Consider the following 10,685-nt stretch of genomic DNA (forward strand, 5'->3'; position numbering starts at 1 on the left):
GATAGCAGCCATGAAGGCAAGAGATAAGGCTAGAAAAGATGCAATTTCTTCTCTTATATCAGATGTTAAGAAAGTGGCTATAGACTCTGGATCAAGAGACAATATAGGTGACGACCTTGTGGATCAGGTGATTCTTAAGTCTCTTAAGACTGCGAAAGAACAGATCGATACTTGTCCGGACGATAGAGCAGAACTCAAGGCAGAGTATCAGTTCAGATATGATGTAATCAAGGAATATGCTCCTTCTATGATGTCTGAGGATGAAATTAAGGCATTCTTGAAGGAGAAGTTTGCTGAGGTGATAGCAACCAAGAATAAGGGAGCAATAATGAAAGAAATAATGCCGGTTCTTAAAGGTAAAGCTGACGGCAAGGTGATCAATATGATAGTTGCAGAGCTTTGTAAGTAAGTACCAGAAAGAGTAATCACATGAAATTAAAGAGTAACCATATGAGAGTTTTTACAGTTTATTGGAATTTTTTTAGTTTGCTGTGCGATCGCAAAGATAACCATAGCATTGCTTAGAAATAAGAAATCATAGTCATGGAATACATGGATGCTTTCTATAGAAAGATTACAGGAAAGAAAAAGGAGTGACTTATGGATTTTAAATCGACCAAATACTGCACCTGGCTGGAAGACGAGAACGGAAAACGTATTGCAGTACTTGAATATCCGGAAGTTAAACCCGGGATAGTAAACCTTACTCATACAGAAGTAGATCCGTCTATGAGTGGACAGGGAATAGCCGGAAAAATAACTGAACATGTAGCGAACCTTCTTAGAGAAGATGGCCGTAAGGCAGAGCTTTCATGCTCCTACGCTATAAAATGGTTCCAGAAACACCCTGAGTATGCTGATGTTTTAGCAGATCCTGAAGCAGAAGCCGAAAAAGTAAAGAATCTAGGTGGTCCGGCATGTGGGATTAAGAGAAACGGAGTATGATATAGACTCCTTGAATTTAAAAGAATGGTGAGTTTATATGGATAATCATAAAGAGTGGACATTGTGCCGGGATGAATTGGTCAGTGTTATCATAAGCCTTGGATTCCCCGGTGAATTTGGTGATCAGATAGCAAAACAGCTTGGAAGTCCCAAAGCCATGCAGAGAATGATAAGGTATCTAAATAATGTGAGACCACATAGTGCAGAAATATTGGCAGCGTAGTGGCGCAGATTTATGGGGAGATGGTGTAGAACGGAGGCGGCTGCATGGCAACATACGTAATTTCGGATATCCACGGACAGTATGATATGTTTATGGATCTGCTTGAGAAGATTTCGCTTACAGATAAAGATAAACTCTACATTCTCGGGGATATCATTGATCGTGGGCCATATCCTATAAAGACTATGCGAAAGCTTATGGGGATGCCAAATGTGATCTGCCTTCTGGGAAACCATGAGCTTATGGCTCTTAATTGTCTTGAATTTCTCATGAACGAGATCAATGAAAAATCCATAGCTGATTTAGATGCAAAGAAACTAAACGACCTGGTCATATGGATGCGGAACGGATGCGGTACGACCATAAAGGAATTCAGGGAACTTGGCAGAGAAGAGCAGAAGGATATCATTGAATTCATAAAGGATTTTTTGATATATGAGGAGGTTTCTGTTTCCGGAAAAGATTATCTTCTTGTCCATGCCGGACTTGGGAATTTCAGTCGCGAAAAGGATCTAGAAGACTACACTCTTAAAGACCTTGTATGGGAAAGACCAAATTACGATACTCAATATTTCCCGAACAAGTATGTTGTCACAGGTCATACTCCTACTCAGATCATCAGAGGAAATCCAAACCCCGGATGCATATACAAAAACAAGGGTAACATTGCCATTGATTGTGGAGCATTCATTCCAAACGGACGTCTTGCGGCATTCTGTCTGGATTCAGGAGAAGAGTTTTACTCGTATACTAATACAAATGAGAGATGAGAATCCAATTGGGTGAATCCGGTAAAGGATGCTAAAGTCAGAGGTGAACTGGATAAAAGGGTATGATTATCATCATTACCGGTGAATCTCTTACAGGAAAACATATCATTTCCATTATGTCTATGGTATTGGCGATAAGGCGCTGGATGTTTCGCAAGCTTACGGTGTAAGTATTGTATATTCGGATATCAGTGATCCCTCTGCAGGTTACCACCTCAGGTATCTGTATACAGGTAAAGATGTCGAGATCCCGGATTGATAGAATGCCATGGTCATCAATTAAGCAAATTCGATTTGTAAGAGGCAAGCTCTTGATAAAGTCATCAAAAAATAATATGAAACACATGATTAAATATATATTGATGCTCTGTGTTGTTTTTTCTCTTTCAGGGTGTTGGAGCAGGAACGATAAAACATCTTACGATCCAAAGCTTATAGAAAATATTGTCGAAGAAATGGCGGTGGATTACGGTACCTACGGTGCGGAGGCAAATGACAGAATAAATAAACTGTTAAAAAAACTGGCCGAAGAAGATGAAGTAGCAGGAACAAGATGGAATGAAATCATGGATTTATGGAGTTCCGAGGAGCTTGGTCAGCCACTCCATTACGATATCCTGCCGGATGGTCTGCCCGATACGGACGAACTCTGCATCGTTGTTCTTGGTTTTCAGCTGAATCCTGACGGAACAATGAAAGAGGAACTTGTTGAACGCCTTACCGTTGCTCTTAACAGTGCAAAAAAGTATCCGAATGCGTATATTGTCTGCACGGGAGGCGGAACAGCTTCCGAAAACGAATCCGCTTCAGAAGCCGGTGAAATGGCGAAGTGGCTTATTGAACAGGGAATTGAGAAAAAGCGTGTCATTGTGGAGGACAATTCCATAACCACTGCTCAGAATGCCATTTTCACCTATGACATTCTGACATCTCTCTATCCGTCAGTAAAGAAACTTGCAATTGTGTCGAGCGACTACCATATCGCAACAGGGGAGTTGCTTTTTAAGGCTGAGTCGATTCTCAGGGCTAATGCTCCGGGTAATGAAAAACTTGAGGTGATCTCCAATGCCGCATGGAAGGCACCTTCCGGGTCGCTTTCTACCATGTTTCAGGCAGGAGCGCTCATAGAGCTGTTCGGGGACGTGGAAACGGCTTTCGATATCTACTATGACAATTATGATATCCACGGGCTGCCTCCGCTTCATTGAGATATTATACAGATTAAGCATACTTACTATCTGGAGGAAAGATTGTGACAATATCAGAGATTTTGAGAAAGATGATTGCTTATTCTAAGCCATACTTGAAAGGATAAAGGAAAAATGAGGACACGGGAAGAAGCCATTGATGACATGATACTGGCACTTATGTATCTTACACGTTTTAATGACGGGGAAGGCAGGCCCTTCAATGAACTTGCGTGGAAGTACTATGATTTTGATGCTATTGAAAGGCTTGATAAGGAAGACCTTATCATTAATCCAAAGAATAAGTATGCATATCTTACGGAGAAAGGTCGTGAGAGAGCAAGACGTATGCTGCCAGAACTTGATGTAAAAGAACCGGGGATATATAAACGTTTTGAGTTTTGTGAAATCAAACCTGAGTTATCAGATGAAGTTGTGAAGATCGAACAGATATGCTTCCCTCCAAATGAAGCATGCACCCCGGAACATATGAAGGCACGTATCAAAGTTGCGCCGGATCTGTTTTTGGTGATTAAAGACAGGGAAAATGATGGAAAGATTGTAGGATTCCTGAACGGCATAGCAACAAATGAACGTATATTCAGGGATGAATTTTTCACTGATGAAAGCCTTCATGAGCCTGATGGAGAAACAGTAATGATTATGGGCCTTGACGTCCTTCCGGAGTACAGAAAAATGGGCCTTGCCAGGGAACTTGTATTTAACTATTGCAGGAAAGAGCAGGCTCGCGGACGGAAGAGACTTATACTGACATGTCATAAGGAAAAGATAAAAATGTACAGGAAATTTGGATTCGATGACCTGGGAGAGTCTGCATCCAATTGGGGCGGTGAAAAATGGCATGAGATGGAGATAAGACTTAATTTCTAGATGAATTGAGGCGACAATGTATGTACAGTATCAGGACTAAGAGAATTTACAAAGCACCAGAGGAAAACGATGGGATAAGGATACTTGTTGACCGGCTTTGGCCAAGGGGAATAAAGAAAGAATCAGCGGCAATTAATGCATGGGAAAAGGAAATATTATCTTCGTGATCGGCTTATACTATCTGATAGTAAAGGCCGGCATTCCATATCAGGATTCGACTGAGGAGCTTAGAATAAAGTATGCAATCAATATGGGTATTAGTGAAACACTTATTATAAACGGCTTCTATGTATTTGTACTGGGGCTTATTGGAAAGATAGTAGCATTTGTTTTGGGACTAAAGAAACATAATTGAAAATATATCAAAGGAGACCATCGATGGTTAGAAAGATAGTAAGAGATCCAATGTTTTTACAACAGAAGTCAGAATCCGCAACAGAAGCGGATAAGCAAGTGATCCAGGATCTTATAGATACATTAAATGCAAATCTGGAAAGATGCGTCGGTATGGCGGCAAACATGATAGGTGTATGCAAGCAGATAATAGTGGTTGCAGTTGGTCCTATAATTATTCCGATGATAAATCCGGTAATCACAAAGAAGTCAGGAAAGTATGAAACGGAAGAGGGCTGCCTTTCTTTGGATGGCATGCACCGTTGCACCCGTTACAAAGAAATAGAGGTAGATTACCTGGATCAGAACTTCCAAAAGCAGCACGGTAAATATAATGATTTTATTGCACAAGTTATACAGCATGAAATCGACCATTTTTCAGGCCAGTTGATATAACAGGAGGCAGTAATATTTGGTTGTTATACGCGATTCTGTCATCAATATTTGCTGCATTGACATCTATCTTAGCGTAAGGTTAATCAGGTATAAGTTATATACGAGGAGGGTTACTATGATAATAGCAATGGCAAACGATCACGCAGGAACAGAGATGAAAGAGGAGATAAAGGCTTATCTCATATCACAGGGTCATGAAGTAAAGGACTTTGGAACATATGATAAGGAGTCCTGTGACTTATCGGATTTTGTTTACCCGGCAGCTCTTGCGGTCGCAAAAGGAGAATGTGACCGGGGGATATTCTGTGACGGAGTAGGTTATGGAAGCGCACTTATAGCAAACAAGATAAACGGCTGTTATGCGGCAGTATGCCAGGATCCGCTCTGCGCAACACTCGCAAGGGAGCATACGGACTCAAATATTCTTTGTCTTGGCGCAAAGATCATTGGAGGTCTTATGGCGATGGAAGTAGTTAAGAAATGGCTTACTACGGAACCTCTTATGGAAGAAAAATATCGGAGAAGAGTACAGAAAGTATGTGATATCAACGACAAGCATTGTGTTCCGGTGAAATAATCACTAATGAGAAAGGATCTTAAATGGTTAAGATATATTGCTATAAAAAATGTTCAACGTGCAAAAAGCGATGAAGTGGCTGGATGACAATAAAATTGCTTATACAATGACCGACATAAAGGATGATCATCCGGATGAGAAAATGCTCCGGGAGTATCATGAGAAGAGTGGTCTTCCGTTAAGGAAGTTATTTAATACCAGCGGACAACTATATCGCGAGATGGAGCTGTCAAAGAAACTGCCGGAGATGAGCGAAGACGATATGTTTAAGCTTCTGGCATCTGGTGGAATGTTCAGGTTTGAGAAGGTGATGACATGATACAGATATTTGGAACGAAAAAGTGCAACGATACGAAGAAAGCACAGCGTTTCTTTAAAGAACGAGGCATAAAGTTTCAGTTTGTTGACATGAATGAAAAAGGTCTTAGCAAGGGGGAATTTACTTCCGTAGCACAGGCTAACGGTGGCATTGAGAACATGATAAACTCTGATGCCAAGGATAAAGATACCCTGGCACTTATAAAGTACATCGCAGAAGAAGACAAGCTGGAAAAGATACTTGAGAATCAACAGGTGATAAAGACTCCTATAGTGAGAAACGGCAAGCTTTCTACAATCGGTTACCAGCCGGATTTATGGAAAACATGGATATGATTGATCATCTCAAAAAACAGTAAGTGATTTTAGGCAGGTGGAGCCTGCCGAAGATAGAGTGACTTCGTATGTTACAAGGAGATGCAATATGCGCCTGTTCATTGCGATAAACTTTAATGAAAACATGAATTATGCTCTTTTAAAGATGCAGAATGATTTGAAGAGATGCGGGATAAAAGGCAGCTTCATTCGAGAAGAGAACCTCCACATTACACTGGTATTCATTGGTGAGAATGATGATCCCAGAATCATTGAGAAAATAATGCGTAATGTGTCATTTAGAGCTTTTACAATCAGGGTATCAGGCTTTAGGTTGTTTAAAGATATGATATTTGCCAATGTAGAGGATAATCCTGATCTAAGTGACTATGTGAAGAGGCTAAGACTTGCTCTTTCTGAGAACAACATAGATTATGATAGAAAGAGTTTTATGCCCCATATAACGTTTGTAAGACGAGTCAGTGGTACCAGCATGCTTGAGAAACAGACTGAAAAATCCATAGTTGAAACGATGAAAGTAAATAGAATTTCCTTGATGAAATCAGATCAAGGAAAATATGGGATGATTTATACGGAAATAGGGTATGCTAAGGCATTTTAGTATAGTTTATAAAGATGGTTCCGGAGGAGAAAGCATAAACGGGAAAGGAAATGCCATGATGACAAACTTAATATAGATGGTCCCATGGATGAAGTACTTAAGGATGCTGATGTTATCCATCATTGCATGAACGACCTTTCAAAACCCATTAAAGAAAAGGAACAGACAAGGTTTGACAGGCTTATGAAGGAATTTGGTATAGAGTCTTGATTATAATACTGAATAGCAGAAACTAAAAAGAAAAGCGAACATCATGGAAGCTTTCGTGAAAACGCAGTCAGGGGCGTTATATAAGAAACTGACACATGCCATACAAGGGAGAGGTGCATTCAGACGTTTTAAGGATACTGTTTACGATCTCGGAATTGATCAGAAGTGGTATGACTATCAGGCTAAAGCTTATAAGCGGATAGCTACTAGATGGTGTGAGGCAAATGACATTGAGTATGAAGAATGATTATCGCTAAGAGGGATTATGACTTTTTCAGATGATTTTGAGATTAGCTCCATGGAGGAACTAATAGAACTTATAGATGAGGTGGGGTTTGTCCCATTTTTTCAAATGAGATACAGGGCTTCTCACTGGAGGAGCATATTGCGCCGGGATGCTGGTATGACGATGCTGACAGTGAATTCTGGCCGGTATGGGAATGAAAGGTCCTGTGATTCGGAAAATGAAGTGTGCCTATGGAAAATTTCTTAGAAACAAGGCCATGTACATAAGCCCTAAGTGGTTCCCTGATTTCGCGAACTTCCGAAGACAAGGGTATGATTTTGATGCAAGATACGATGATGGTCTTGCATCATTTTATGACAAGGAGCTTTTTGAGCTGCTGGATCTGAAGGCACCTGCCTTATCGAAGGATCTCAAGAAGGACGGCGGCTACGCGAAGAATGGCAAAAAGGGTTTTGATACCATAATCACGAGACTTCAAAAACAATGCTATGTGATCACAAGCGATTTTTGCTATTCTACAGATAAGTACGGTAATAAATACGGCTGGGGAATAGCGGAGTATTCAACTCCCGAAAAGTTCCTTGGAAAGAAGTTTAAAAATTCAGTCTATAAGCGGACACCGGAGGAATCCTACGTCCGCGTATTAAAGCAGCTTAAAAAGATATTACCGGACGCAGAACAAAAACAGATTGAAAAGATCCTTAGGTAACTAAGGACAGAGGATATATATGATTATAAATAGGAGATCGAAGGACCGGTCACATTCCGAAGAGATTTCCCGGGCAATTATGAGGCTGATGTTGTGGAACAGGATGTGTTCTAGAGGTACGTGAAGATGTCGCGATATGTAGTATGAGTTAATGGTTATTCGTGGCGAAAAGGATATTGCAGAATTCAAAAATGCCTTTAGTCTTAGGGATATTAGGAAGGAGTACTGAACCATGGAAACAAGACATTACGTTGTGGTAAGCATCGACGGTGATTATGCAAATCTTAAAAGGATAGATATTGAGTCTGATGATCTTATGCTCGTTGCAAGGGCATTGCTACCTGAGGACATCAAAGAGGGCAGCAAGCTTAAATATGAGATGCTGGAATACTCTATTGAATGATGATAAAGCCTGAATAGTTTGTGGATTTAGATGCTATAAAAAGAACGGAGGCAGTATGGTGGATACATTTGAATATGGAAGCCCGGATGCAGATATAGTTCTTATACAGCCTGTAGATGAATACGAACTGTCATCCATTGAAAACGAGGTAAATGAAATAATCCGGCTTTCAAATAAGGACTTCCGTTTGATTGCTGTTAAGATTGAAAACTGGAACAGGGATCTTTCTCCATGGAAAGCCAAAGCTGTTTTTGGAAAAGAAGATTTTGGCGATGGTGCAAAGGAAACTCTTGACCGGATATTGAAGCTCTGTACTGACAAGGATAAGCAATATATCATCGGAGGATATTCTCTTGCAGGGTTATTCTCCTTATGGGCTTCTTATCAGACAGACACATTTAAGGCTGTAGCATCAGCATCTCCGTCTATGTGGTTCCCGGGATTCATCGCTTATATGAAAGATAATGAGATCAAAACAGATGCTGTTTATTTAAGTCTCGGTGACAAGGAAATGAATACCCGTAATCCGGTCATGGCAACAGTAGGAGACTGCATAAACGGGGCATATGAATATTTAAAAGAGAAAGGCCTCGACGTTTTCCTTGAATGGAATAAGGGCAATCATTTTAAGGATGCTGATATAAGAACTGCAAAGGCGTTTTCATGGGCACTGGAAAGGATGGTAGAAAAATGATAACGAGAGAAGAAGCTTTTAATTTGCTGAAGAAATACAATAAGGATCCTTTCCATATCCAGCACTCGCTGACAGTGGAAGCAGTTATGAAGTGGTATGCGAAGGAGCTTGGATATGAGGATGAAGAAGATCGCTGGGGCATCGTGGGACTTCTCCACGACATTGATTTTGAACTTTATCCGGAGGAACACTGCCTTAAAGCGGTATCCTTACTAAGGGAAGGCGTGGTAGATGAAGGTATCATCCATTCTGTCTGCTCACATGGATATGGGATTACTGTACCTTGTGGTGTGACAATAGATGTGGAACCTATACATGAGATGGAAAAGGTTCTGTTTGCTGCAGATGAACTTACAGGACTTATCTGGGCTGCGGCAATTATGAGACCATCAAAGAGCACAAAGGACATGGAATTAAAGTCCCTGAAAAAGAAGTATAAGAGCAAGGGTTTTGCCGCCGGATGTTCCCGGGAAGTAATAGAGAGAGGCGCAGAACAGCTTGGCTGGGAGCTAGACAAGCTCCTAGACATGACACTTAAGGCTATGGCCGCAAGTGAAGACACGATCAATAAAGAGATGGCTGCTGAAGAACAGGCTCAATAAAGGGAAATACTCTCGGGGAATACAGGAAAAAATTGAAATGAACTATATAAGATATTTGTTTCTGGCATTCACGCTTCTAAGCCTTATCTATTCTGTCAGTATCTACATGGTCGGAAGCGGGACATTCTCATTTATGATATGGATATTCAGCGCAATTGTTTTCGGCCTTTTATTCTATCTTTCAGGCAATGGTAGGTGGATTAAGATCCCCTTTGGGATAAGATGTGCAGGTTACCTTACAATCGGACTAACGGCAATATTCTTTACCATCTGCTTCATTGCCATGGCAATTCACTTCAAGGATAAAGGTGAAGAAAATCTTGATTATATAATTGTCCTTGGTGCGCAGATGAAAGGTGGAAGTCCTAGTACGATCTACAGATTCAGACTTGATGCTGCATATGACTATCTCATAAAGAATCCGGATACTATCTGCATTGTATCCGGTGGAATAGGGAAGAATGAGACTGTCAGTGAAGGAGACGGGGGAAAGGAATATCTCATTTCAAAAGGCATTGCTCCTGAGCGCATCATCGCAGAAACAGAAGCCAGGGATACAGTTGAAAACATATTGTTTTCAAAAGAGATAATGGATCAATCTACAAGCGATGATACACTAAGGATAGGTATAGTGACAAACAATTTCCATGTCTTCCGGGGAATTCATCTGGCAAAAAGGTATACGGAATACGAAGTTTGTGGGATAGCAGCATATACAGTACCCTGGTACCTTCCAAACAACATGGTAAGGGAATGCTTTGGTATTGGAAGGGATTTAAGGAAGATGAGATAGAGGTTCCTTATGAGGATTGATTACCCTGAAGCTGTCGGCAACATTTAATTGATGACGATATTTTGGGCAAAAATATACTGAAATTGTCTTAATTATGGGATTAGGATATAAGAAAACGTTTAGAAAGGAAAAACTTAAAAACAGGAACGTAATAAACAAATTAAAATTCAAAATTAATTTATTATTTTTAACTAAAGCTATTGCAATTTAAATAATTAATAGTATAATTAGAATTGTAAAGAGAAGATGAGAAAAGAAAGGAACCGAAAAAAGGTTCGCTTCTCTTTAAACTAAGATCCAACCTAGATCTTAGTTGGGCAAACCCGGAGAAATCCGGGGACGCAAAGCTACAGGGGCCGAAAGGCCAGCCAGTTGCAATCTTCATGGAGC

At 40.5% G+C, this 10,685-nt stretch carries 21 protein-coding genes and 1 riboswitch; all 21 genes read left to right on the top strand.

From position 1 onward, the window contains the following. Position 1 precedes the first annotated feature (1 nt). Positions 2-409: a GatB/YqeY domain-containing protein gene (locus T357_RS0117660; protein WP_031555463.1), complete on the top strand. Its 408-nt coding sequence runs from the start codon at positions 2-4 to the stop codon at positions 407-409. Between the two features lie 191 nt (positions 410-600). After that, positions 601-945: a GNAT family N-acetyltransferase gene (locus T357_RS0117665; protein WP_049962545.1), complete on the top strand. Its 345-nt coding sequence runs from the start codon at positions 601-603 to the stop codon at positions 943-945. 37 nt (positions 946-982) lie between these two features. After that, positions 983-1,168, top strand: a complete 186-nt coding sequence (locus T357_RS19600) for a hypothetical protein (RefSeq protein ID WP_049962546.1) — start codon at positions 983-985, stop codon at positions 1,166-1,168. A gap of 44 nt (positions 1,169-1,212) precedes the next feature. Further along, positions 1,213-1,938: a metallophosphoesterase family protein gene (locus T357_RS0117675; RefSeq protein ID WP_031555468.1), complete on the top strand. Its 726-nt coding sequence runs from the start codon at positions 1,213-1,215 to the stop codon at positions 1,936-1,938. A 344-nt stretch (positions 1,939-2,282) separates the two neighbouring features. After that, the gene (locus tag T357_RS20660) at positions 2,283-3,146 is read left to right on the top strand and encodes a YdcF family protein (protein ID WP_197027375.1); all 864 of its coding nucleotides are present in this window, start codon (positions 2,283-2,285) and stop codon (positions 3,144-3,146) included. 114 nt (positions 3,147-3,260) lie between these two features. Then, positions 3,261-4,016: a DUF6429 family protein gene (locus T357_RS0117685; RefSeq protein WP_330373150.1), complete on the top strand. Its 756-nt coding sequence runs from the start codon at positions 3,261-3,263 to the stop codon at positions 4,014-4,016. 20 nt (positions 4,017-4,036) lie between these two features. After that, complete coding sequence (locus tag T357_RS21025; protein WP_081828246.1) at positions 4,037-4,183, top strand: DUF488 domain-containing protein; 147 nt, start codon at positions 4,037-4,039, stop codon at positions 4,181-4,183. Beyond that, the gene (locus T357_RS0117690) at positions 4,180-4,371 is read left to right on the top strand and encodes a hypothetical protein (protein ID WP_090819992.1); all 192 of its coding nucleotides are present in this window, start codon (positions 4,180-4,182) and stop codon (positions 4,369-4,371) included. Before T357_RS21025 ends, T357_RS0117690 begins: the two co-directional genes overlap by 4 nt. A gap of 23 nt (positions 4,372-4,394) precedes the next feature. Further along, positions 4,395-4,805, top strand: coding sequence for a peptide deformylase (locus T357_RS0117695; RefSeq protein ID WP_031555474.1), 411 nt, complete (start codon positions 4,395-4,397; stop codon positions 4,803-4,805). A gap of 115 nt (positions 4,806-4,920) precedes the next feature. After that, a complete protein-coding gene (locus T357_RS0117700; RefSeq protein ID WP_029201160.1) occupies positions 4,921-5,382 on the top strand; it encodes an RpiB/LacA/LacB family sugar-phosphate isomerase in 462 nt (153 codons plus the stop codon). A 70-nt stretch (positions 5,383-5,452) separates the two neighbouring features. Continuing rightward, on the top strand, positions 5,453-5,701 hold the full coding sequence (locus T357_RS19610; RefSeq protein WP_197027376.1) for a thioredoxin domain-containing protein: 249 nt from the start codon (positions 5,453-5,455) through the stop codon (positions 5,699-5,701). Then, entirely contained in the window at positions 5,698-6,036 is a 339-nt protein-coding gene (locus tag T357_RS0117710) for an arsenate reductase family protein (RefSeq protein WP_031555476.1), read from the top strand. Before T357_RS19610 ends, T357_RS0117710 begins: the two co-directional genes overlap by 4 nt. A gap of 88 nt (positions 6,037-6,124) precedes the next feature. Continuing rightward, a complete protein-coding gene (gene thpR, locus T357_RS0117715; protein ID WP_031555479.1) occupies positions 6,125-6,637 on the top strand; it encodes an RNA 2',3'-cyclic phosphodiesterase in 513 nt (170 codons plus the stop codon). A gap of 84 nt (positions 6,638-6,721) precedes the next feature. Continuing rightward, positions 6,722-6,847: a hypothetical protein gene (locus T357_RS21995; RefSeq protein WP_255342847.1), complete on the top strand. Its 126-nt coding sequence runs from the start codon at positions 6,722-6,724 to the stop codon at positions 6,845-6,847. A gap of 43 nt (positions 6,848-6,890) precedes the next feature. Further along, positions 6,891-7,094: a UPF0158 family protein gene (locus T357_RS0117725; protein WP_049962549.1), complete on the top strand. Its 204-nt coding sequence runs from the start codon at positions 6,891-6,893 to the stop codon at positions 7,092-7,094. Between the two features lie 95 nt (positions 7,095-7,189). After that, a complete protein-coding gene (locus tag T357_RS22380) occupies positions 7,190-7,291 on the top strand; it encodes a hypothetical protein (RefSeq protein ID WP_442944869.1) in 102 nt (33 codons plus the stop codon). Beyond that, entirely contained in the window at positions 7,282-7,803 is a 522-nt protein-coding gene (locus T357_RS19615) for an AlkZ-related protein (protein WP_242840147.1), read from the top strand. The genes T357_RS22380 and T357_RS19615 overlap by 10 nt, the downstream gene beginning before the upstream one ends. Positions 7,804-8,035: 232 nt before the next feature. Further along, positions 8,036-8,206, top strand: coding sequence for a hypothetical protein (locus T357_RS0117735; RefSeq protein ID WP_031555484.1), 171 nt, complete (start codon positions 8,036-8,038; stop codon positions 8,204-8,206). 55 nt (positions 8,207-8,261) lie between these two features. Further along, positions 8,262-8,900: an alpha/beta hydrolase gene (locus T357_RS0117740; RefSeq protein ID WP_031555486.1), complete on the top strand. Its 639-nt coding sequence runs from the start codon at positions 8,262-8,264 to the stop codon at positions 8,898-8,900. After that, the gene (locus tag T357_RS0117745) at positions 8,897-9,502 is read left to right on the top strand and encodes an HD domain-containing protein (protein ID WP_031555489.1); all 606 of its coding nucleotides are present in this window, start codon (positions 8,897-8,899) and stop codon (positions 9,500-9,502) included. The genes T357_RS0117740 and T357_RS0117745 overlap by 4 nt, the downstream gene beginning before the upstream one ends. Positions 9,503-9,539: 37 nt before the next feature. Continuing rightward, positions 9,540-10,295 (top strand): YdcF family protein, encoded by a 756-nt coding sequence (locus T357_RS0117750; protein ID WP_031555493.1) that lies wholly within the window; start codon positions 9,540-9,542, stop codon positions 10,293-10,295. 306 nt (positions 10,296-10,601) lie between these two features. Next, positions 10,602-10,675: riboswitch (cyclic di-GMP riboswitch) on the top strand. Positions 10,676-10,685: the final 10 nt, after the last annotated feature.

The organism is Oribacterium sp. FC2011, assembly GCF_000701645.1.
In the GTDB taxonomy this organism is placed as follows: domain Bacteria; phylum Bacillota; class Clostridia; order Lachnospirales; family Lachnospiraceae; genus Oribacterium.